The following is a 21,289-nucleotide window of genomic DNA, read 5'->3' on the forward strand; positions in this document are numbered from 1 at the left end:
ATTGGATCGGAACCGATAGGCGTGGGCTGGCGTTGGCTGCGCCCGTACGGTGGGCACTCCGTGCCCACGCGGTTACGTGCTCGTGCGTGCACCGCTGGCCGTCACGACTCGCTAGCGAACCTTAAGCCTGGACACGGCATCGTCCGTTGCATGCGTTTCGAGCGATGCCTCGCGGCAGCGGACTGGCGGAAACGTGCGTACCGCGTGGGCACGGCGTGCCCACCGTACGAAGACGCGGCAGGCAAGATCATCCGGCCCGGCATCATCATCTCTTGCTTATCTTACACGCATCAAACCGCCGAGCGAGGCATCCGGGCCACAGAAATAAATTCCATCGGTAAATATTGTCCGGTTCTGCCTTAGAATAACTCCCCATTTCCAGATCAATCGCAAGGGGTGACATGGCAAGGCCGGAAAAGATTCGACTCGGTGAAGTGCTGATCCAGCAGAAGCTGTTGTCGGAAGAGCAGTTGAACCAGGCGCTGGCCGACCAGAAGCGCACCGGACGCAAGCTGGGCCGGGTGTTCGTCGAGAACGGCTTCGTGACCGAGGAGCAGATCTCGGGCGCGCTGGCGCGCCAGCTGGACATCCCCTACATCAACCTGAAGTTCTACAACATCAGCGACCAGCTGGTGCGCCTGCTGCCGGAAACGGCCGCGCGCCGCTTCCGTGCGCTGGTGCTGGAAGACCGCCCGAACACCGTGCTGGTCGGCGTGTCCGACCCGACCGACCTGTTCGCCTACGACGAGATCGCACGCCTGCTCAAAAAAGGCGTCGAGCTGGCCGTGGTCAACGAGACCGAGGTCCTGCACACGATCGACCGCATCTACCGCCGCACCGGCGAGATCAGCGACTTCGCGCGCGAGGTCGAGGCCGACGTGGCCGACACCTTCGTCGACTTCGGCGCCATGACCGCGAATACCGGCCTGGAAGAAGCGCCGGTCGTGAAACTGCTGCAATCGGTGTTCGACGACGCCGCCCAGGTGCGCGCTTCCGACATCCATATCGAGCCGCAGGACGGGCGCCTGCAGATCCGCTTCCGCATCGACGGCGTGCTGCACCTGCAGACCGAGGCCGACCTGCGCGTCGCCACGCCGCTGGCGCTGCGCCTGAAGCTGATGGCCGACCTGGATATTTCGGAAAAGCGCCTGCCGCAGGACGGCCGCTTTGCCGTGAAGGTGAAGAACCAGCGCATCGACGTGCGTATCTCGACCATGCCGACCCAGTACGGCGAATCGGTGGTCATGCGTTTGCTGAACCAGGCCGGGAATACCCTGCGCCTGGAATCGATCGGCATGCCGCGCAAGATGCTGGAGCGTTTCCGCGCCATCGTCCAGCGCCCGAACGGCCTGGTGCTGGTGACCGGCCCCACGGGTAGCGGCAAGACCACCACCCTGTACAGCGCGCTGGCCGAGCTCAACTCCGTCGAGAAGAAGCTGATCACGGTCGAAGACCCGGTCGAATACCGGCTGCAGGGCATCAACCAGGTGCAGGTGAACGAGAAGATCGAACTGAGCTTCGCGCGCGTGCTGCGCTCGGCGCTGCGTCAAGACCCGGACATCGTGCTGGTCGGCGAGATGCGCGACCAGGAAACCGCCCAGATCGGCCTGCGCGCCGCGATGACCGGTCACTTGGTCCTCTCCACGCTGCACACCAACGACGCCGCCTCGACCCCGCTGCGCCTGATGGACATGGGCGTGCCGCGCTACATGGTGGGCGGCTCGCTGCAGGCCGTGCTGGCCCAGCGCCTGGTGCGCGTGATCTGCGAAAGCTGCAGCACCCCATACGCACCGACGCCGGCCGAGCGCACCTGGCTGCGCCCGGAACTCGGCGACTTCGCCGAGCAGGCCCAGTTCTTCCACGGCAAAGGCTGCCCGCACTGCAACGGCACCGGCTACCGGGGGCGCACCGGCGTGTATGAGCTGCTGGAGATGACGCGCGCCGTGACCGACGCCGCGAATCACCCGGATCCGGCACACTTCCTGAAGGTGGCGCACGGCGAGATGGCCGGCGAAACCCTGCGCCGCCACGGCGTGCAGCTGGCGGTGCAGGGCCGCACGACGATTGCCGAGGCGATGCGCATCAGTAACCAGCTGGAGGATTGAGTTGCCGTTCTATGCCTACAAGGGCCGCAATACGCGCGGCGAACTGATGCAGGGCGTGCTGGAAGCGGCGGACAGCGGGGCGGTTGCCGACCAGTTGTTCGGCACCGGCGTCACGCCGGTCGAGATCGTCGTCACGACGAGAAAGGCCACCAGCAACAGCGGCGCGCCCACCACCTTGTGGGGACGGCTGCGCGAAAAGCCGGTGCGCTCGATGGATGTGCAGCTGTTCAGCCGCCAGATGCACACGCTGCTGAAGTCCGGCGTGCCGATCATGCGCGGCCTCGGCGGCCTGCAGGAATCGGCCACCAGCCCGGCCTTCGGGCGCGTGATCAAGGATTTGCGCGAGTCGCTCGACTCGGGCCGCGAACTGTCCGCCGCCATGCGGCGCCATCCGGAAGCGTTTTCCACCTTCTACCTGTCGATGGTGCGCGTGGGCGAGATGACCGGGCGCCTGGAAGAAGTCTTCCTGCGCCTGTTCGACCACCTCGAATTCGACCGCGACATGAAGGACCGCGTGAAGGCGGCGCTGCGCTATCCGAGCTTCGTGGTGCTGGCGATGGTGATCGCCATGGTCATCGTGAACGTGTTCGTGATCCCGGCCTTTGCCAAGGTGTTCGAGAGCCTGCACACCGAGCTGCCGCTGATGACGCGCATCCTGATGACGACCTCGCGCTTCACGCTCGACTACTGGCCGCTGATGCTGGCGCTGGCCATCGGCGGCTTCTTCGGCTTCCGCTCCTGGGTCGGCAGCGAAAAGGGCCGCTACAACTGGGACCGCTACAAGCTGCGCCTGCCGATCGCCGGCAAGATCATCCACAAGTCGACGATGTCGCGCTTCGCGCGCAGCTTCTCGCTGTCGATGCGCTCGGGCGTGCCGGTGGTGCAGGCCCTGACCGTGGTGTCGCAGACCGCCGACAACGCCTACCTGGCCGCACGCATCGAGCAGATGCGCGACGGCGTGGAGCGCGGCGAGAGCATCCTGCGCACCTCTACGGCCGCCAACGTGTTCACGCCCATCGTGCTGCAGATGATCGCCGTGGGCGAGGAGACCGGTTCGCTCGACGACTTGATGGACGAAATCGCGCTGATGTACGAGCGCGAAGTCGACTACGAGCTGAAGACCCTGTCGGCCCAGATCGAGCCGATCCTGATCACCTTCCTCGGCGTGATGGTGCTGATCATGGCGCTCGGTATCTTCCTGCCGATCTGGGACCTGGGGCAGGCGGCCCTGCACCGGCAATGACCGGCGCGCCGCTACGCCGGGCGCGCGGCTTCGCCCTGTTCGAACTGGCCGTTGCCGCCGTCGTATTCGTGCTGGTAACCGGCGTGTTGCTGAAAAGCCTCGTTCCCTACGCCGGCGAATCGGAGTACGTTGCAGCGAAACAACTCATCAGTTCGCTGCGAACGGCGCTGGCGGTGCGCTCGGCGCATGCCATCGGGCAGGGCGGACAGGGTGCTTTATTGGCGGTTGCACAAGAGAACCCCATGGTTTGGTTGGCGGAACGACCAAAAAACTACCTCGGTGAATATTATTCTCCCAACGAAACCGAACTTCCGAGGGGGAATTGGTACTTCGATAAGGCCAATCTGACCCTGGTTTACCTGTCGGCTTCATCAAAAAGTTTTTCTGCCGAAACACCGAAATTTCTCAGGTTCAAGGTAGAATTGCTTCGCGTGCCCAATCCGGTTAAATCAGAACCACGGAGCGAGGTCACCGAAGGCCTTGCGCTGGTGGAAATCGACAACCAGCCGGTCGCTAAAACCAACTGAGCGGCTTGCCCCGCATCTTTTTTAACATCGGAGAAAACGGAATGAACAAGAGCATCAAATCGGCCCAAGGCGGCTTCACCCTGATCGAACTGATCGTCGTGATCGTCATCCTTGGCATCCTGGCCGCGACCGCACTGCCACGCTTCACCAACCTGAGCGGCGATGCACGTGTTGCCAGCCTGAACGCCGCACGTGGTGCCCTGAGCGCGACCGCCGCCATGACCCACGGTCGCTTCCTGGTGACCCCGGCCGCTACCCAGAGCGTCGAAGGCGTCACCGTGCAGATGAACATGAATTCGGGCTACCCGGCAATCGTCGACGCCGCCGGTGCCGACGCTTCGCGCGTGCTGATGCAAGCTGCCGGCCTGGCCGACGACTATACCGTGGTGCTGGCTGGCGCCGCTACCGCGACTCGTCCGGTGATCGCCGCAGGTTCGATCGGCATCGTCCCGAACAACATCAAAGACACCGCCACCTCGGTCAAGTGCTTCCTGGTCTACACGCCGGCAACCGCCGCAAATACGGTCCCGACCATCGCGCTGGGCACCGACACCAAAGCCGAGAACTGCCAGTAATCTGACAGGGCAACGTGGCTGGCGTGCATTCCCACCCGAACTGCGCTTCCAGCCATGGCCGCCTGCGGTACCACCGCCGGTTCGCCGGCCGCCACGGCTTCACCATGGTGGAACTCATCATCGTGATCGTCCTCGTCGGCATCCTGTCGGCGCTGGCGATCACGCGCTTTTTCGACCGCACGGTCTACGACACCGAAGCCGCCACCGAGCAGCTGCGCACCATCCTGCGCTACGGCCAGAAAGTGGCGATCGCCCAGCACCGCAACGTCTTCGTCATCCTCGGCCCGAACAGCGCCGCGCTCTGCTTCGCCAACGAAGCCAACTGCGCCGCCGCCAACCAGGTCCAGGCCCCCTCGGGCCAGAACAGCGATTCGGCCGCCACCCGCGCCGCCTGCAATGCGCGCACCTGGATGTGCGAGGGCCGTCCCAACAACGTCGCCGGCGCCGCCAGCCGCAACATCACCGCCTTCGGCTTCAACGCCCTCGGCCAGCCTTTCGACATCAACGCCACCACCTTCGGCGGCCTGACCATCACCCTGTCCGGCAGCGGCAATACCCGTACCGTCGGCGTCGCCCCGGAGACCGGCTATGTCTTCTGAGGCGCGGGTCCGGCGCCGCCAGCGCGGCGTGACCATGATCGAGCTGATCATGTTCATCGTGATCGTCTCGGTGGCGCTGGCCAGCATCATGGCCGTCATGCGCCTGACCACCGCCAACAGCGCCGACCCGCTGCGCCGCAAGCAGGCGCTGATGATCGCCGAGGGCTTGCTGGAAGAAGTGCGCTCGGCCGGCTTCACGCGCTGCGACCCGAGCGACCCGGTGTTCGACGACCCGGCCAATCCGCCGTGCACGATTCCCGAGAACTGGGGCCAGGCCGCGCCCGAACCGCTGAACCCGCGCCCCTTCGACAACGTCAACGACTACGTGGCCCAGGCCAACGTGGCGACGAATGCCTTCAACAACGTCGCCGGCGTGCTGGTCGACGTCAGCGGCCAGCCGATCGCCGTCAACGGCTATACCGCCACGCTGACGGTGACGCCGGTGCAGATCGCCGCCAACGGCTTGAGCGCGGCGGCCGGCAGCGCCGCAAACACCGATGCCTTGCGCATCCGCGTGAGCGTCGCCTTCGGCGGCGACGCGCCGGTGGTGCTCGACACCTACCGCACGCGCTACGCGCGCCCGGGGTTCCAGTGATGCGCGCGCTCCACACGGCGCGCCAGCGCGGCTTCACCCTGATCGAGGCGATCATGGTGATCGTCATCATCGGCATCCTCGGCGCCATCGTCGCCGTGTTCATCCGCGCGCCGATCCAGGGTTACGTCGATACCGTGGCGCGCGCCGAGGCCAGCGACGAAGCCGACCTGGCGCTGCGCCGTATGGCGCGCGACATCCGCCTGGCGCTGCCGAATAGCGTGCGCGTGAACGCCGCCGGCAGCGCCATCGAGTTCCTGATGACCAGCAGCGGCGGGCGCTACCTGGCCGTCGAGGACGAGGCGGCGAGCGGCACGCCGCTGTCGTTCACCGATCCGGCGCAGACGCGTTTTTCCGTCGTCGGCCCGCTGCGCCAGCCGGTTGTCCCGAACCGCGACTTCATCGCCGTATTTAACCTGGGGCTGCAGGATGCCGATGCCTATGCGGGCAACACGCTGGCCCCTGTTTCCGCGGTCGATACGAGCAACCCGAATGCGCCGCTGATCACCCTTGCCTCGAACGTGTTTGCGAACCAGGCCGCGTTGCTGGGCACGCCGATGCCGTCGCCCGATTCTCGCTTCCAGGTCGTGACCGGCCCGGTTTCGTTCGTGTGCGAGGCCGCCGGCGGCGGCTTCCAGATCCGCCGCTACGCCGGCTATCCGATCCGCGCGGCGCAGGCGGTGCCGCCGGCGGGCGGCCAGGCCAACATGCTGGCCGCACGCGTGACCACCTGCGCGAATGTCTTCCGCAGCGACAACGTGGCGGCGACGCGCGCCGGCCTGGTCGTGCTGACCCTCTCGCTGCGCACCCGCAACCTCGCCGATCCGGCCGTGCGCCTGGTGCACCAGGTTCACATCGACAATACGCCATGATGCCGTACTCCACACATTCTCCGGCCAGCCGGCGCGCCGGCGGCGCCGGCCTCGTGACCGCGATCTTTCTGCTGGTGGTGCTGGCCGGGCTGGCCACCGCCCTGGTGTCGATCTTCGGCATCCAGCGCCAGTCCACGGCGCTGGACGAGCAGGGCGCGCGCGCCTACCAGGCGGCGCGCAGCGGAATCGAATGGGGCCTGTTCCAGCGCGCGACGGGCGCCAGCTGCAACGGTTCGTTCCGCCTGCCGGCGGACTCCGCACTGGCTTCCTTCGTCGTCACGGTCGCCTGCGTGCAGACCGACGGCAGCGCCTTCAGCGAAGCCACGGCCAAGCTGGACCGCTGGCGCATCGTGGCCACCGCCTGCACGACGGCCGGCACCGCCTGCCCGGCGCCCAGCAACAGTCCCGACTATGTGGAACGTGTGATCGAGGTGCAGCTGTGAACGCGCCGGTCCGACATCTGCTGCGCCTGCTGGCGCTGGCCGCACTGCTGCCCGTGCTGCTGCTCGGCCTGGCCGCCCCGGCGCGGGCCGACACGCCCATCGCCCTGACCCAGAGCTTCAACGGCGCCGTGAACTTCACCGGCACCCAGGTCACGCTGCGTACCCAGAGCAACAGCGGCAACGCCTGCGCGGTCGCGTCCTCGACGACCAACCGCACGGCCACGCTGACGCTGCCGACCGGCGCCACGGTGCTGTCGGCGCAGCTCTACTGGGCCGGCTCGGGCAATACGGCCGACAACAGCGTTACCTTCCAGAGCAAGACGGTCAACGCCACGCGCAAGTACTCGTCGACCACGGTTGGCAACGGCATGAATTATTTCGGCGGCGCCGCCGACGTGACCGACATCGTCAAGGCCAAGGGTTCGGGCAGCTATACCTTTTCGGGCTTGACGGTCTCGACCGGCAGTCCGTGGTGCGCGTCGCAGGCGGTGCTGGGCGGTTTTTCGCTGCTGGTGGTGTACTCGCACCCGAACGAAACCGAGCGCGTGCTGAACCTGTACGAAGGCTTCCGCTACCTGCAGAACAGCGAATTCACCCTGACCGCGACGAACTTCCGCTGGCCCTCGCCCTGGCTGCCGATCCGCGAAAAGGCGCGCGTCGGCCACATCACCTGGGAAGGCGACGCGACCCTGCTGGCCTCGGGCGAAAACCTGCTCTTCAACGGCAACGAGCTGACCGACGACATGAACCCGTCGGGCAACCAGTTCAACTCGAAGAGCAACATCAACCGCGATTCCTATTCCTACGGCATCGACTTCGACGCCTACGACACCGAAGTGGTGCAGTGGATCTTCTACGCGCCGACCGTGACCACGACCTACCGCACCGGCCAGGACCTGGTGATCCTGAACGCCGAAGTGCTGGTGGTGCCGACCCTGCCGGTGTCGGACCTGTCGATCTCGATGGCGCGCAGCGGCTCGCTGCAAGTGGGGCAGACCGCCAGCTACGCGCTGACGGTGAAGAACAACGGCCCCTACACCGAGGCCGGGCCGATCACGGTGGTCGACACCCTGCCGGCGGGGATGAGCTACACCTCCAGCAGTGGTACCGGCTGGACCTGCTCGGCCAGCGGCCAGGTCGTGACCTGCACCTACAAGACGGCCATCGCGCCGAACGCCAGCGCGCCGGCGCTGACGATCAACGCCACCGTCAACCAGACCGGCTCGCTGACGAATACGGCCACCGTCACCGGCACCTCGGACAGCAACAGCGCCAACAATACGGCCAGCGACACGGCGACCGGGGTCGCGGCGCCGGCGACGAATGCGGGTTACGTATTCACGACCAGGCAGTGCGCGGTCGGCACGACGGTGGGCTCGAGCAGCTGCCCGCTGTACACCGGCCCCATGTACGGCGGCACGCCGGCCAACATCTACATCACGGCCGTCAACAGCAGCAAGCAGGCGGTGGCGGTGAGCACCCTGACCGATAGCAGCGTGCCCATGCAATTCAGCCTGACCTGCCAGAACCCGGAGTCGGGCAAGGTCGGCGCCTCGTATGCGGGCGCCACGCTGCAGACCTGTTTGCCGAACGGCGCCGCGCGGACGGCGACCTCGGCCGGCTGGTCGAACAGCGTCAACATCAATTTCGCGAAAGGCAGCGCGTCGACTGCATTGGCGCAGACGGCCTTTGCGTATAACGACGTGGGTACTGTCCAGCTGAGCCTGCTGGCCAACAAGAACGTGGCCACATCGAGCAACTTCACCTCGATGCCGTCTTCGCTGGCCTTCAAGCCCTTCACCAGCGCCGACGGCGTGGTGAACCCTGCCGCGACCGCGCCCGGCGACCCCGGATTTGCGCAGGCCGGCCAGGATTTCAATGCGCAGGTGATCGCCTTGCTGAGCGATGGCAAGACGCCGGCGCCGAACTTCGGCAACGAGATCGACGGCACCCTGCCAGCGGTATCGATGAGCGGCGCGCCGCTTGCTGCCGTTGCCGCGCAGATGGCATCGCCCGGCGAACTGACGGTCTCGGATCCGGTCCGCGTCGATGGCGGCGGCGCGATCGCCTATAAGCTCAACTACAGCGAAGTCGGCATCATCACGGTCAAGCCGACCCTGTCCGATTATCTCGGCACGACGCCGAATGCGACCGGCCCGGCCCAGACCGTCGGCCGCTTCTATCCGGCCTACTACCAGACCGAAATCGCCGCCTCGCCGTTCGATTGCGACGATGCGATGAATTGCCCGAGCGATATCGACGATGCCGCCTATTCGGGCCAGCCCTTCGACGTGAGCGTCAAGGCCTTCAATGCCAAGGGTGTCGAGCTGAAGAACTACAACGGCAACTGGATGCGCCCGATCACCTTGACTTCGGTGGCTGCCGAGGGCGGGACGCAGGCGACGCCGGAAGTGCTGAAGGACGGCGCGACGCTCAGACCGAATTATGCGTTGGGCACCCCGTACAGCGCGAGCAAGCCGGCAAGCACCGCGTGGACCGCGCCGACGCCGATCTACATTCGCGCCACCTCGACCGAGACGCTGGGGAACGGCAAGGAGGCCACGGTGACCTCGTACCGGCCGGACCCGGACGACGCGATCGAAGGCGGCATCATGATCGTCAACGGCCGCCTGAACGTGGGCAGCACGCAAGGCACGAATACCCAGCAGACCTCGCTCCCGGTGCAGGCGCAGTACTGGGACGGCAAGAGCTGGATCAATCACGCGAAGTCGCCCGATATGACATTCACGCCGGCCTCGTCCTTCACCGCCTGCCGGCGCGACCTGAAGGCCGGCGGCAAGGCCGAGCCGGCAAGCGGCGACACGGCAATGGTCAACTGCGATGCGGCGATCGTCAAGGCGGGCACGCCGGGGACGGTGTCGCTGAGCGGCGGCCGCGGGATCTACAAGCTGGCCGCGCCCGGTTCGGGCCGTGCCGGCAGCCTGTGGGTCGAAGTCGACGGTCCGGCCTGGCTGCCGGGCACGCGCGGGCGGGTCAACTTCGGCAGCACGCGCAGCCCGATGATCTACCTGCGCGAAGTGTATTGAGGTTCCTGCAACAAAATATGCCCGCTTGCTGGGCAAAGCGGTCATTATTTGTATCGCTTTGTTTCCGTACTTGAATATAATCAAGCCTTTACCGGCCATACTTTCGGCAACACGTCAGATCAGTTCCACCATCGAACCGGACCCGCATGCGTTTTTTTAGAAGAGCAAAGAAAAGAGAAGGGTGGCTGGCGATCAGCCTGCAGCGCGACGGCATCGCCGCCGTCAGCATGCAGACCGCGCCGGACATCCGTCCGCAGGTGCGCCAGGCGGTGTTCTACCAAGGTAAAGCCGCGCCGGAACTGCTGGAAAAACTGGGCCGCGAACTGCACGCCAACGCCTACCAATGCAGCACCGTGCTCGCGGCCGGCGAATACCAGATGCTGTCGGTCGACGCGCCGAACGTGGCCGCCGACGAACTCAAGACCGCCGTGCGCTGGCGCCTGAAGGACATGCTCGACTTCCACATCGACGACGCCACTATCGATGTGCTCGACCTGCCGGTGGATGCCAGCGCCGCCACGCGCGCCCAGCATTCGATGTTCGCCATCGCGGCGCGCAACAGCATCATCGAAGGGCGCCAGAAGCTGTTCACGGCGGCCAAGGTCGACCTCGCCGTCATCGACATCCCGGAAATGGCGCAGCGGAATATCGCGACCCTGGTCGAACCGCCGGGCCGCGGCGTCGCCATGCTCTCGTTCGGCGAGGACGGAGGCCTGCTGACCGTCTCGTACAAGGGCGAGCTTTACCTGACCCGGCGCATCGACATCGCGCTCGAACAACTGCTCGACGCCGACCACGAGCGCAAGCATGCCGGCTTCGACCGCATCACCCTGGAGCTGCAGCGCTCGCTCGACAACTTCGAGCGCCAGTATTCCTTCGTCAGCGTGGCCAAGCTGGTGCTGGCGCCGTCGAGCATCAGCGGCCTCGAGGAATACCTGTCGAGCAACCTCTACATGCCGGTCGACTCGCTCGACCTGGCCACGCTGTTTGACTTCGCACGCACGCCCGAACTGGCCGACAAGACCCTGCAGCAGCGCTTCCTGGTGCCGCTCGGCGCGGCCCTGCGCCATGAGGAGACGGTGCTGTGAGCCAGCAGATCAACCTGTTCAACCCGATCTTCCTGCAGCAGAAGAAGATCTTCTCGACCCGCACCATGGCGCAGGCCCTGGGCGTGCTGGTGCTGGGCGTGGCCGGCATGGCCTTGTATGCCAACGCGCGCGTGTCCGGCCTGCAGAAGGAAGCCGATGCCGGCGCCGCCCAGCTGCAGCAGCGCCAGGCGCGCTTGGTCGCCGTGAACGCCGAATTCCCGCCGCGCCAGAAAGACCCGGCGCTGGCCGCCGCCGTGCTCGAGGCCGAACGTCAGCTGGGCGCCCTGCGCGAAGTATCCAGCGTGCTGCAGGGCGGTGGCCTGGGCAACACGCGCGGGTATGCCGAATACTTCCGCGCGCTGGCGCGCCAGCATGTCGAGGGCCTGTGGCTGACCGGCCTCACGATCGACGGCGCCGGCAGCGAGATCGGCGTGCGCGGCCGCGCCCTCGACCCGGAGTCGGTGCCGGGCTACCTGACGCGCCTGACGCGCGAGCCGGTCATGCAGGGTAAAGCCTTTGGCAGCCTGCAGATCTCGGAAGGCGAGCGCGCGCCGCCGCCGGCCGCATCGGCCGCAACTGGCGCGCCGCCCGCGCCAGCCGCCGCCCAGGCCGGCGCTGCGCCCTACGTCGAATTCAGCCTGCAATCGAACCCCGAGGCGCCGCGCACATGAAAGGACAATGGACCAAACTGGCGACGCGCATCGACGCCCTGAGCCTGCGCGAACGCATCATGGTGTTCGCGGCCCTGGCCGCGGCGATCGTGTTCCTGACCCACTTCTTCGCGCTCGGCCCGCTGCTGCGCAAGCAGGACATGCTGAACGCCCAGATCAGCCAGCAGAACAACAACATCGAGGGCATCGACAACGAGATCCGCGCCCGCGTGGAAGCGGCCCAGACCGACCCCGACGCGCAGGTGCGCACCCGCCTGGCCGCGGTGCGCAAGGAAACCGAGGAACTCAGCGGGCAGCTGCGTGCGATGCAGAACGGCCTGGTGGCGCCCGAGCGCATGGCGCCCCTGCTCGACAGCATCCTGCGCGCGAACGGCCGCCTGAGCCTGGTGTCGATGCGCACCCTGCCGGTGGAATCGGTGCTCGAGGCGAGCCGCCGCGCCGCCGGCACCGCGCCCGAGGCCACGCCGGCGGCGGCGCCTGCGGCCACGTCCGCGAATGCGACACCCGGCACCGCCGAGCTGCTGTATCGTCACGGCGTGGAAATCACGGTGCGCGGCAACTACCTCGACATGATCGCCTACATGAACACGCTCGAAGGCTTGCCGACCCAGCTGTTCTGGGGCCGCGCCCAGCTGGAAGCGGAAACCTGGCCGGCCTCGCGCCTGACGCTGACCCTGTACACCCTGAGCCTGGACCGCAAATGGATGAAACTCTGAAGCGCGCCTGGATGGCCGGCCTGCTGCTGGCGGCCTGCTGCCTGCCGGCGTCCGCCCAAGCCCTGCGCGACCCGACCCGGCCGCCCGCCTTCCTGATGCCGGGTGGCGCCGGCGCGCGCGCCGCGGCGCCGGCGGCGAGCGGGCCGCAGCTGCAATCGATCCTGATCGGGCGCCAGCCCGGCGGGCGCCATATCGCCGTGATCGATGGCGAGACGGTCAGTCTCGGCGGCAGCTACAAGGGTGCGCGCGTGACGCGCATGACCCCGAACGAAGTCGAACTGGTGCGCGGCAGCGAACGCCGCGTGCTGAAATTGAATGCGCCCTCGGGCGCGATGCCGGCGGGCCGCGTCGAGCGTGTACGCGTGGATTGACCAAACGAAGATGACGATGAAAAAACGACGCCTTTCCGCCAGCCTGCTGAACACCGGCTTCCTTTCGGGCGCCGCCCTGCTGGCCGGCTGCCAGGCCACGCCGCCGCACGCGACCTACGACACCATCAAGCGCGAAGTCGCCACCGCCAGCGCCGCCAGCGCGCCGGCAAGCGGCGTACCGGCCGGCGGCGACGCCGTGGCCGATGCGCTGCTGCCGCCGGCCGCCGCCCTGGCGCGCGAGCTGCCGAAGGCGCGTCCGGCACTCGAGGAACGCTTCAATGTCGCCTTCAACAACGTGCCGGCCCAGCAGTTCTTCCGCTCGATCGTGGCCGGCACCCGCTACAACATGGTGGTGCACCCGGAGGTCAGCGGCAGCATCTCCGCCAACCTGAAGGACGTGACCCTGGCCGAGACCCTCGACGCGGTGCGCGACATGTATGGCTACGACTACAGGATCGAGGGCAACCGCGTGACCATCCGCCCGCTGACCATGCAGACCCGCATGTTCCGCGTGAACTACCTGGTGGGTAACCGCAGCGGCAGCTCGAACCTGCGCGTGACCTCGACCTCGGTGGCCGACGTCGGCAACAACAACAACGGCAATAACAACAACGGCTCCGGCAACAACAGCAACAACAACCAGAACAACCGCAACAACAATAACAACAACCCGAACGATCCGAACAACCCGAACGGCCAGAACGGCTACGGGGTGCAGAGCAGCGACGTCAACACGATGTCGAACAACGACTTCTGGCGCGACCTGACGCTGTCGCTGGAAGCCATCGTCGGCGGCAAGCAGGGCGGACGCAGCGTGGTGGTCAGCCCGCAGTCCGGCGTGCTGGTGATCCGCGCCATGCCGGAAGAACTGCGCAACGTCGACGCCTACCTGAAGGCGACCCAATTGTCGGTCGACCGCCAGGTGATCCTGGAAGCGAAGATCCTCGAAGTCGAGCTGAACGACCAGTTCCAGAGCGGCATCAATTGGGCCTCCTTCGCCTCGATCAAGAGCTCGCACGCGAACCGCGTCTCGGGCGGCCTGATTTCCCCGGGCACCGGCCTGGCGCCGCTGCCCTACACCGGCGGCCAGCCGCCGGTGATCGCCAACGGCACCGGACTGGCGGCCAGCACCGGCTTCTCGCTGTCGAACGCGGCGAATGCCGCCGGCTCGCTGTTCGGCCTGGCGGTGCAGACGAATAACTTCGCGGCCCTGATCTCCTTCCTCGAGCAGCAGGGCACGGTGCACGTGCTGTCCAGCCCGCGCATCGCGGCGGTGAACAACCAGAAGGCCGTGCTGAAGATCGGCACCGACGAGTTCTACGTCACCGGTGTCCAGACCAACATCAGCAGCAACGCCACCGGCGACACCGTGACGCCGAGCGTCACCCTGCAGCCCTTCTTCTCGGGCGTGGTGCTGGACGTGACGCCGCAGATCGACGACGCCGGCAACATCCTGCTGCACGTGCACCCGTCGGTGAGCCAGGTCAGCACCGTGACCAAGGGCGTGAACCTCGGCTCGGCCGGCAGCCTGAGCCTGCCGCTGGCGGCATCCGCCACCTCGGAACTGGACAGTATTGTCCGGGGGCAGGACGGGCAGGTGGTCGCCATCGGCGGCCTGATGCGCCAGGCCTCGACCGACGACACCAGCCAGCTGCCGGGCGCCGGCCGCGTGCCGGTGCTGGGCGCGCTGTTCCGCAACAAGAACAAGATCAACCAGAAGCGCGAGCTGGTAGTGCTGATCAAGCCGACCATCGTCGACAGCGCCAACAGCTGGAACCAGGACCTGCTGGACGCCACGCGCCGCATCGAACAGCTCGATCCGCGCCAGCTGGAGCGCCGCTGATGTACGAAGCGCATTTCGGCCTGCGCGAGCTGCCGTTCGGGATCACGCCGGACACGAGTTTCTTTTTCGGCAGCCCGCGCTCGCAGGAAGCGCTGAACACCCTGCTGGTCGCCGCGAGGAATGGCGAGGGCTTCATCAAGATCACGGGCGAGGTCGGCACGGGCAAGACCCTGTTGTGCCGCAAGTTCATGGCGACCCTGGGCGAGGATTTCATCACCGCCTATATCCCGAACCCGTATCTGGAACCGCGCACCCTGATGCTGGCCCTGGCCGACGAACTCGAACTGTCGTTCGAGCGCGAGGTCGACCAGCACCAGCTGCTGAAGACCATCACCCACCATTTGTTGCGGCTGGCCGGCCAGGACAAGCGCGTGCTGCTGTGCATCGACGAAGCCCAGGCGCTGCCGCTCGAGACCATGGAGGCGCTGCGGCTCCTGACGAACCTGGAAACCGAGAAGCGCAAGCTGCTGCAGATCGTGCTGTTCGGCCAGCCGGAACTGAACCGCAAGCTGGAGGAGGAGTCGATCCGCCAGCTGGCCCAGCGCATTACCTTCCACTACCACCTCGGCCCCCTGGGGCGCGACGACCTCGATTACTACATCGCGCACCGCCTGCGCGTGGCCGGCTTCGGCGGCGCGCGCCTGTTTGCGCCGGCGGCCATTGCGCGTCTGTTCCGCGCCAGCGGCGGCATCCCGCGCCTGGTGAACATCCTCGCGCACAAGGCACTGATGCTGTGCTACGGCCAGGGGCGCCAGCAGGTGACGGCCGCGCACGTGGCCGCCGCGGCGGCGGATACCCTGGCGGCGAAACGCCGCGCCTGGCCCTGGCTGGCCGGGGTTGGCGCATTGGGCGCGATGGCCGCAGGACTTGCCTGGACTTTTGTACGATGAGCCTGATAAATAAAATGCTGCAGGACCTGGACGCACGCGGCAATGCGCGTGCGGGGGAGATCACGTCCGACGTCAAACCGGTGGCGCCGGAAGCGGCCCTGCGCTCGAAGCGCCGGATCGCGGCGATCACGGCCGGTCTGATCGCCGTGGCGCTGGGCGTCACCGCCTGGATGGTGTTGCCGCTCAAGGGCAAGACCTTCAATGCGCCGCCCGTGGCACAGCCCGCGCCTGCCGTGCCGGCGCCGGCCGAACCGGCGCCGGTGACGGTGGCCGAGGTGGCGCCGCCCGCAGCGGTCTCGGAGCCTGCACCTGCGCCCGCGGACGAGCCGGAAATGGCCGCCGCACCGGAACCCGAAGCGGCGGCGCCGGCAGTGAGCAAGCCGGCGCCTGCCGCGCAAGCGGCGGACAAGCCCGTGCGCCGCGCGCCTGCGCGTGACGCCGCCCCTGCGCCGTCGACCACCACCTGGGCCGTCGCCAACGCGCGCTTCCAGGCCGAGCAGGCACGCCTGGCGCGCCGCTGGGCGGCCGAGGAAGCCCGCATCGCCGCGCTGCCGGCCGCCGAACGCGCCGCCGCCGAACGCCGCCTGCGCGCCGAGCAGGACAAGGCCGCCGCGACCACACGCACCGATGCCGCATGGGTCGCCGCCCTGAAGCGCAAGGAGTCCGCCGCCGGCGCTGCTGCTGTCGACGCGGAAGAGGGCGCCGCCGCCCCGGCAGCCGGGCAGGGCCGCAGCGAGACAAACGTACAACGTGCCGACAACACCTACCGCCGCGCCCTGGCCAGCCTGCAGGACGGCCGCGTCACCGAAGCGATCGCCGGCCTGCAGCAGACCCTGCGCGTCAACCCGCGCCACGACGCGGCGCGCCAGACCCTGGTCGGCCTGCTGGTCGAAAACAAGCGCAGCGACGAGGCGGTGCTGGAACTGCAGGGCGCGCTGGCGCTCGACGCGCGCCAGCCGGCGATGGCGATGCTGCTCGCGCGCCTGCAGATCGAACGCGGCGGCAACGGCATCGAGACCCTGCTGCGCACGCTTCCCTACGCGAACGGCAACGGCGAGTACCACGCCTTCCTGGCCGGCGCCCTGCAACGCCAGAACCGCCACCGCGAAGCCATCGACCAGTACCAGCACGCCCTGCGCGGTGCGCCGGACAACGGCGTGTGGTGGATGGGCCTGGGCCTGTCGCTGCAGGCCGAGAAGCGCAATGCCGAAGCGGCCGACGCCTACCGCCGCGCAAAGGCGGCGGGTACGCTCTCGAACGAGCTGCAGGGCTTCGTCGAGCGCAAGCTGCAGCAGGTGGCACGCTAGTCAGCATTCTCCATCAGCTGGCGCGCCAGCAAGCCCGCATGCTGCGGCAACGCCGCGAAATCGCGCGCGCACAGGTAGAGCTGGCGCGCGGCCCAGGCTTCGGCAAGCGGCAGGATCGCCAGGTCGCGCCGGATGCCGCGGGCCAGCGCCGCCGACATGATCGATACCCCGATGCCGGCCTCGACATACATCGCCACGTGCTCGGTCGTGCGCAACTGGATGCGGTAGTCGAGCTGGCGTCCCAGCCGCGCGGCGCGTTCGGCCAGGTGCGTTTCCAGCGCGGTGTCCGCCATGCCGACGATCGGCTCGGACAGGATCTCCGCAAAGGCGACGTCCGCCTGCCGCGCCAGGCGGTGCCCATGGCCTGCCACCACCACCAGCTGGTCGCTGGCGATGGCGTGGGTCTGCAGGGTGGTCAATTCCGTGATGTCGGCCACGACGCCGATGTCGGCGCGCTTGTCGACCAGGGCCTGGACGATTTCCACGCTGGGCCGCTCGTCGAGGTCGATCGCCAGGTCGGGATGCGCGGCCAGGAAACGGCATAGCCGCGGCGGCAGGAAGCCGGCCATGGCGGCCGTGTTCGACAGCAGCCGGATGCGGCCCTTCAATCCCGTGGCATAGGTGCGCATCTCGCCGCGCATCTGCTCGACCCCTTCCAGGATGGAGCGTGCATGCCGCACCAGCGACTCGCCCGCAGGCGTGGGGCGCACGCCGCGCCGGTTGCGTTCCAGCAGGGGCGCGCCGAGCGCCTCTTCCATGCCCGCGATGCGCTCGCTGACCGAGGCCAGCGCCAGGTGCATCGCCCGCGCGCCATGGGTCAGGCTGCCGCACTCCACCACGCTCAGGAAGAGCCGCAAATCCACCAAGTCAAACCGCATTGAACGCTCCTGCTTTCGGAAACGCCCAAGTCTAGCACCGGAATTGCCAGATTGCCTACGGTGGGTGCCGCAACTAGGATAGCCGCCATGGACACGATCTTCCTCACTTTTTCGGCCGGCATCCTGGCCGGCGCCATGAACGCGCTGGCCGGCGGCGGTTCCTTCGTCAGCCTGCCGGCCTTGATGATGGCGGGCGTGCCTCCGGTACAGGCGAACACATCGAGCACGGTGGCGCTGTTCCCGGGCGGGCTGGCGAGTGCCTGGGCCTACCGCGACGGCCTGGGGCCGATCGGCAAGGTGCCGATGCGTGCGCTGCTGGGGACGACGCTGGCCGGCGGCCTGCTCGGGGCGCTGCTGTTGCTGCATACCTCGTCGCACGCATTCCGCTTCGTGCTGCCCTGGCTGCTGCTGGCGGCCTCGCTGGCCCTGGCCTTCGGCAGGCGCATCGGCGACGCCTTGCGCGCCCGCTGCCGGATCCGCGCGCAGGCGGTGCTGGCCATCCAGTTCGGGCTGGGCGTGTATGGCGGCTATTTCGGCGGCGCGGTCGGCATCATGATGCTGGCCGTCTGGGGCCTGCTCGACCGGCGCGACCTGAAGCAACTGAACGCGCCGCGTACTTTGCTCGTCAGCGCGGCGAACACCGTGGCCGTGCTGGCCTTCGTACTGGCCGATGCCGTGCACTGGACGGCGACGCTGGGCATGCTGGCCGGCGCGCTCGGCGGCGGGTATGGCGGCGCCTGGCTGGGCCGCCGCACGCCTGCCGACGTGGTGCGCGCCGTCACCTTGCTGGCCACGTCCTGCATCACACTGGCCTTTTTCACCAAGACCTACGCCCCTGTGCTGCTGGGGCGCTAACCGAAGGGAGAGATCATGTTGGACGCATTCATGGCAACGATCGGCACGCTGGGCATCATCGTCAGCATCCTGGCCAAGCTGGGCAAGCCGGCCAGGCCGGACGGTGGCTAAAGCTTGATGAGCACGACGCGGCGGTTTTTTGCGCGGCGGGCACCTACAGCCGCGCCAGCCGCGCCAGCGCCAGCTGCAGCGTGTCGTCCTGCTTGGCAAAGCAGAAGCGCACGATGCCCGACTCCTGCGCCTGGCTGTAGAAGGCCGACACCGGAATCGCCGCCACTTTGCATTCGCTCGTGAGCCACTGCGCGAACTCGGCTTCCGGCAGGTCGGAGATCGCGCTGTAGTCGACGCACTGGAAATAGGTGCCGTCGGCCGGCAGCAGGTGCAGGCGCGTGCCGGCCAGGCCGGCGCGGAACAGGTCGCGCTTGCGCTGGTAGAAGGCGGGCAGTTCGAGATACGGCGCCGGGTTCGCCATGTAGCGCGCCAGGCCATGCTGCATCGGCGTGTTTACGGTGAACACGTTGTACTGGTGCAGCTTGCGGAACTCGGCGCTGAGCGGCGCCGGCGCGGCCACGTAGCCGACCTTCCAGCCCGTCACGTGGTAGGTCTTGCCGAAGCTCGACACCACGAAGGCGCGCTCGGCCAGCACCGGATGGCCCGCCATCGATTCGTGGCGCTGGCCGTCGTAGACCATGTGTTCGTAGACCTCGTCGGACAGGATCAGGATGTCGGTGCCGGCGACGATCTCCGCCAGGCGCTCGAGGTCGGCGCGGCGCAGGATGGCGCCGGTGGGGTTGTGCGGCGAGTTCACCACGATCAGGCGGGTGCGCGGCGTGACGGCGGCCGCCAGCTTGTCCCAGGGCACGGTGTAGCCATCCGGCCCGACTTCCATGCTGACCGGCACCGCCACGCCGCCGGCCAGGGCGATGGCGGGCGCATAGCTGTCGTAGGCCGGTTCGATGACGATGGCTTCGTCGCCCGGATGCACGCAGCACAGGATCGCCGTGGTCAGCGCCTGGGTGGCGCCGGCCGTGACCGTGATTTCCGTGTTGGCATCGTAGCTGCGGCCGTAGAGCTTGCCGATCTTGGCGGCGATGGCCTCGCGCAGCGCCGGCACGCCCGGCATCGGCGGATACTGGTTGTGGCCGGCGCGCATGGCCTCGTTGACGTAGTCGAGCAGCAGCGGATCGCAGCCGAAGTCGGGAAAGCCCTGGCCGAGGTTGACGGCGCCATGCTGGACGGCGAGGGCCGACATGGTGGAAAAGACGGTGGCGCCAACGGCGGGCAGGCGCGACTGCAGTGCGGGAGTGCTCATGGTCGGTAACGAAGTGGTCGGTCTGGCTATTCTACCGGCGCCGGTGCCGGTGCCAGCGCCTGCGTCTGCGCTTTCACCCAGGCCTCGGGCAGCATGATGCGGAACAGGCCGGCCTGTGCGGTCTTGCGGCCGAGTTTCAGCAGGGCTTTGTCTTTTGTGACGAGGATGGCGGCGTTCGCATCGCGTGCCAGTTCCAGGAATTTCTGGTCGTCGCGGTCGCTGCAGACAGGCAGGCGGATCGGCTTGCTGTCGGGCGCCACCACGGTGATCAGCTCGTCGAAACGGACGGCGGCCTGCGCGCGGCTGGCCTCGTCGAGGGGCAGGTGGGGGTAGTGCAGGACCACGCGGTATTCGTCGCGGCAATCGGCCCGCGTCACGGCCTGGACCTCGCCGCGCTCGATGGCCTGCAGGAGACTGTCCCAGCGTTTGTCGTGAAAGACAAACAGATCCAGGCAGACATTGGTATCGAGAATGATGACGGGGGCGGAAGCGGGTATCATATAGGAAATATTAATTGCTTTTGCGTTTGCACTGTTAGGTTTCTATGCTGCTTGTCTTATCGCCTGCCAAATCCCTCGACCTCGAGACCCCGAGCCCCACCCAGGAACACACGCTCCCCGATTTCATCGACCGCGCCGGCCAGCTGATCGGTGTGCTGCGCGACCTGTCGCCCGGCCAGGTGGGCGACCTGATGCACATTTCCGACCCCCTGTCGGTGCTGAACGTGGCGCGTTACGCCAGCTGGACGGCGGACCATGCCGAAGGCCACCAGGCCGTGATGGCCTTCGACGGCGACGTGTATGGCGGGCTCGACGCGCGCAGCCTGCCGCTTGACGCCATCGCCTTTGCCCAGCGCCACCTGCGCATCCTGTCGGGGCTGTATGGCTTGCTGCGTCCGCTCGACCTGATCCATCCCTACCGCCTGGAAATGGGCACCCGGCTCGCCAATCCGGGCGGCAAGGACTTGTATACCTTCTGGGGCGAGGCGATCACGCGCGCCCTGAATGCCCAGCTGGCGGAGACCGGCTCGACGGCGCTGGTGAACCTGGCATCGGAAGAGTACTTCAAGTCGGTCAAGCCCAAGCTGCTCGATGCGCCGGTCGTGACGCCGGTGTTCGAGGACTGGAAGAACGGGAAATACAAGATCATTTCCTTCTACGCCAAGCGGGCGCGCGGCATGATGGCGCGCTATGCGATCGAGAAGGGCATTACCGATCCGCAGGCCTTGAAGGCGTTCGATGTCGATGGGTATGCATTTGTCGCCGAAGGGTCAACCGAGCGCAACTGGATTTTCCGGCGCAAGGCGTAGGGTGGGCACCCCGTGCCCACGCGGAACGATGAGCATTGTTGGCAGT

The 21,289-nt window shown here is 67.3% G+C and carries 21 protein-coding genes; 18 read left to right on the forward strand and 3 right to left on the reverse strand.

The genetic code is table 11. From position 1 onward, the window contains the following. Window positions 1-401: 401 nt before the first annotated feature. From QPK31_RS21890 to QPK31_RS21965, 16 genes are all read left to right on the forward strand, one after another. Window positions 402-2,105: a GspE/PulE family protein gene (locus tag QPK31_RS21890; RefSeq protein WP_290425004.1), complete on the forward strand. Its 1,704-nt coding sequence runs from the start codon at window positions 402-404 to the stop codon at window positions 2,103-2,105. A gap of 1 nt (window position 2,106) precedes the next feature. Next, window positions 2,107-3,348, forward strand: a complete 1,242-nt coding sequence (locus QPK31_RS21895) for a type II secretion system F family protein (RefSeq protein WP_290425005.1) — start codon at window positions 2,107-2,109, stop codon at window positions 3,346-3,348. Continuing rightward, window positions 3,345-3,875, forward strand: a complete 531-nt coding sequence (locus QPK31_RS21900) for a hypothetical protein (RefSeq protein ID WP_290425006.1) — start codon at window positions 3,345-3,347, stop codon at window positions 3,873-3,875. Before QPK31_RS21895 ends, QPK31_RS21900 begins: the two co-directional genes overlap by 4 nt. 41 nt (window positions 3,876-3,916) lie before the next feature. Then, window positions 3,917-4,450 (forward strand): type IV pilin protein, encoded by a 534-nt coding sequence (locus QPK31_RS21905; RefSeq protein ID WP_290425007.1) that lies wholly within the window; start codon window positions 3,917-3,919, stop codon window positions 4,448-4,450. A 23-nt stretch (window positions 4,451-4,473) separates the two neighbouring features. After that, entirely contained in the window at window positions 4,474-5,049 is a 576-nt protein-coding gene (locus QPK31_RS21910) for a type II secretion system protein (RefSeq protein ID WP_290425008.1), read from the forward strand. After that, window positions 5,039-5,644 carry a type II secretion system protein gene (locus QPK31_RS21915; protein ID WP_290425009.1) on the forward strand — a complete coding sequence of 202 codons (606 nt, stop codon included), beginning with the start codon at window positions 5,039-5,041 and terminating at the stop codon, window positions 5,642-5,644. The genes QPK31_RS21910 and QPK31_RS21915 overlap by 11 nt, the downstream gene beginning before the upstream one ends. Continuing rightward, window positions 5,644-6,513, forward strand: a complete 870-nt coding sequence (locus QPK31_RS21920) for a type II secretion system protein (protein ID WP_290425010.1) — start codon at window positions 5,644-5,646, stop codon at window positions 6,511-6,513. The genes QPK31_RS21915 and QPK31_RS21920 overlap by 1 nt, the downstream gene beginning before the upstream one ends. Then, a complete protein-coding gene (locus QPK31_RS21925) occupies window positions 6,513-6,956 on the forward strand; it encodes an agglutinin biogenesis protein MshP (RefSeq protein ID WP_290425011.1) in 444 nt (147 codons plus the stop codon). The genes QPK31_RS21920 and QPK31_RS21925 overlap by 1 nt, the downstream gene beginning before the upstream one ends. Continuing rightward, window positions 6,953-10,003: a DUF6701 domain-containing protein gene (locus tag QPK31_RS21930; RefSeq protein ID WP_290425012.1), complete on the forward strand. Its 3,051-nt coding sequence runs from the start codon at window positions 6,953-6,955 to the stop codon at window positions 10,001-10,003. Before QPK31_RS21925 ends, QPK31_RS21930 begins: the two co-directional genes overlap by 4 nt. Before the next feature lie 146 nt (window positions 10,004-10,149). Beyond that, complete coding sequence (gene pilM / locus QPK31_RS21935; RefSeq protein WP_290425013.1) at window positions 10,150-11,091, forward strand: type IV pilus biogenesis protein PilM; 942 nt, start codon at window positions 10,150-10,152, stop codon at window positions 11,089-11,091. After that, the gene (locus tag QPK31_RS21940; protein WP_290425014.1) at window positions 11,088-11,762 is read left to right on the forward strand and encodes a PilN domain-containing protein; all 675 of its coding nucleotides are present in this window, start codon (window positions 11,088-11,090) and stop codon (window positions 11,760-11,762) included. Before pilM ends, QPK31_RS21940 begins: the two co-directional genes overlap by 4 nt. After that, window positions 11,759-12,478, forward strand: a complete 720-nt coding sequence (locus QPK31_RS21945; RefSeq protein WP_290425015.1) for a hypothetical protein — start codon at window positions 11,759-11,761, stop codon at window positions 12,476-12,478. Before QPK31_RS21940 ends, QPK31_RS21945 begins: the two co-directional genes overlap by 4 nt. Next, complete coding sequence (locus QPK31_RS21950) at window positions 12,463-12,849, forward strand: hypothetical protein (protein ID WP_290425016.1); 387 nt, start codon at window positions 12,463-12,465, stop codon at window positions 12,847-12,849. Before QPK31_RS21945 ends, QPK31_RS21950 begins: the two co-directional genes overlap by 16 nt. A 10-nt stretch (window positions 12,850-12,859) precedes the next feature. Beyond that, window positions 12,860-14,692, forward strand: coding sequence for a pilus (MSHA type) biogenesis protein MshL (mshL, locus tag QPK31_RS21955; RefSeq protein WP_374045832.1), 1,833 nt, complete (start codon window positions 12,860-12,862; stop codon window positions 14,690-14,692). Continuing rightward, on the forward strand, window positions 14,692-15,582 hold the full coding sequence (locus tag QPK31_RS21960; protein ID WP_290425018.1) for an ExeA family protein: 891 nt from the start codon (window positions 14,692-14,694) through the stop codon (window positions 15,580-15,582). Before mshL ends, QPK31_RS21960 begins: the two co-directional genes overlap by 1 nt. Further along, entirely contained in the window at window positions 15,579-16,889 is a 1,311-nt protein-coding gene (locus QPK31_RS21965; RefSeq protein ID WP_290425019.1) for a tetratricopeptide repeat protein, read from the forward strand. The genes QPK31_RS21960 and QPK31_RS21965 overlap by 4 nt, the downstream gene beginning before the upstream one ends. On the opposite strand, the gene QPK31_RS21970 is transcribed toward QPK31_RS21965, so the two are convergent. After that, window positions 16,886-17,767: a LysR substrate-binding domain-containing protein gene (locus QPK31_RS21970; protein WP_290425020.1), complete on the reverse strand. Its 882-nt coding sequence runs from the start codon at window positions 17,765-17,767 to the stop codon at window positions 16,886-16,888. The two genes, QPK31_RS21965 and QPK31_RS21970, sit on opposite strands and share 4 nt — an antisense overlap. An 87-nt stretch (window positions 17,768-17,854) precedes the next feature. Here QPK31_RS21970 and QPK31_RS21975 point away from each other — a divergent pair, with 87 nt between their 5' ends. Continuing rightward, window positions 17,855-18,622 (forward strand): sulfite exporter TauE/SafE family protein, encoded by a 768-nt coding sequence (locus QPK31_RS21975; RefSeq protein WP_290425021.1) that lies wholly within the window; start codon window positions 17,855-17,857, stop codon window positions 18,620-18,622. 154 nt (window positions 18,623-18,776) lie between these two features. On the opposite strand, the gene QPK31_RS21980 is transcribed toward QPK31_RS21975, so the two are convergent. Next, entirely contained in the window at window positions 18,777-19,934 is a 1,158-nt protein-coding gene (locus tag QPK31_RS21980; protein ID WP_290425022.1) for a pyridoxal phosphate-dependent aminotransferase, read from the reverse strand. Window positions 19,935-19,960: 26 nt separating this feature from the next. Next, window positions 19,961-20,434, reverse strand: a complete 474-nt coding sequence (locus tag QPK31_RS21985; RefSeq protein WP_290425023.1) for a putative toxin-antitoxin system toxin component, PIN family — start codon at window positions 20,432-20,434, stop codon at window positions 19,961-19,963. Window positions 20,435-20,478: 44 nt separating this feature from the next. On the opposite strand from QPK31_RS21985, the gene yaaA reads away from it, so the two are divergent. Further along, window positions 20,479-21,243 (forward strand): peroxide stress protein YaaA, encoded by a 765-nt coding sequence (yaaA, locus tag QPK31_RS21990; protein ID WP_290425024.1) that lies wholly within the window; start codon window positions 20,479-20,481, stop codon window positions 21,241-21,243. The last annotated feature ends 46 nt before the right edge of the window (window positions 21,244-21,289 follow it).

The sequence above is a fragment of the Massilia sp. YIM B02769 genome, from assembly GCF_030411995.1.
In the GTDB taxonomy this organism is placed as follows: Bacteria; Pseudomonadota; Gammaproteobacteria; order Burkholderiales; family Burkholderiaceae_D; genus Telluria.

Excerpts from the sequence above, each read along its gene's own strand:
- QPK31_RS21920 (WP_290425010.1), top strand. The coding sequence starts at position 5,644 with ATGCGCGCGCTCCACACGGCGCGCCAGCGCGGCTTCACCCTGATCGAG.
- QPK31_RS21950 (WP_290425016.1), top strand. The coding sequence starts at position 12,463 with ATGGATGAAACTCTGAAGCGCGCCTGGATGGCCGGCCTGCTGCTGGCG.
- QPK31_RS21985 (WP_290425023.1), bottom strand. The coding sequence starts at position 20,434 with ATGATACCCGCTTCCGCCCCCGTCATCATTCTCGATACCAATGTCTGC.
- QPK31_RS21915 (WP_290425009.1), top strand. The coding sequence starts at position 5,039 with ATGTCTTCTGAGGCGCGGGTCCGGCGCCGCCAGCGCGGCGTGACCATG.
- QPK31_RS21945 (WP_290425015.1), top strand. The coding sequence starts at position 11,759 with ATGAAAGGACAATGGACCAAACTGGCGACGCGCATCGACGCCCTGAGC.
- QPK31_RS21980 (WP_290425022.1), bottom strand. The coding sequence starts at position 19,934 with ATGAGCACTCCCGCACTGCAGTCGCGCCTGCCCGCCGTTGGCGCCACC.
- QPK31_RS21960 (WP_290425018.1), top strand. The coding sequence starts at position 14,692 with ATGTACGAAGCGCATTTCGGCCTGCGCGAGCTGCCGTTCGGGATCACG.
- mshL (WP_374045832.1), top strand. The coding sequence starts at position 12,860 with ATGACGATGAAAAAACGACGCCTTTCCGCCAGCCTGCTGAACACCGGC.
- QPK31_RS21965 (WP_290425019.1), top strand. The coding sequence starts at position 15,579 with ATGAGCCTGATAAATAAAATGCTGCAGGACCTGGACGCACGCGGCAAT.
- yaaA (WP_290425024.1), top strand. The coding sequence starts at position 20,479 with ATGCTGCTTGTCTTATCGCCTGCCAAATCCCTCGACCTCGAGACCCCG.
- pilM (WP_290425013.1), top strand. The coding sequence starts at position 10,150 with ATGCGTTTTTTTAGAAGAGCAAAGAAAAGAGAAGGGTGGCTGGCGATC.
- QPK31_RS21900 (WP_290425006.1), top strand. The coding sequence starts at position 3,345 with ATGACCGGCGCGCCGCTACGCCGGGCGCGCGGCTTCGCCCTGTTCGAA.
- QPK31_RS21970 (WP_290425020.1), bottom strand. The coding sequence starts at position 17,767 with ATGCGGTTTGACTTGGTGGATTTGCGGCTCTTCCTGAGCGTGGTGGAG.
- QPK31_RS21905 (WP_290425007.1), top strand. The coding sequence starts at position 3,917 with ATGAACAAGAGCATCAAATCGGCCCAAGGCGGCTTCACCCTGATCGAA.
- QPK31_RS21925 (WP_290425011.1), top strand. The coding sequence starts at position 6,513 with ATGCCGTACTCCACACATTCTCCGGCCAGCCGGCGCGCCGGCGGCGCC.
- QPK31_RS21890 (WP_290425004.1), top strand. The coding sequence starts at position 402 with ATGGCAAGGCCGGAAAAGATTCGACTCGGTGAAGTGCTGATCCAGCAG.
- QPK31_RS21975 (WP_290425021.1), top strand. The coding sequence starts at position 17,855 with ATGGACACGATCTTCCTCACTTTTTCGGCCGGCATCCTGGCCGGCGCC.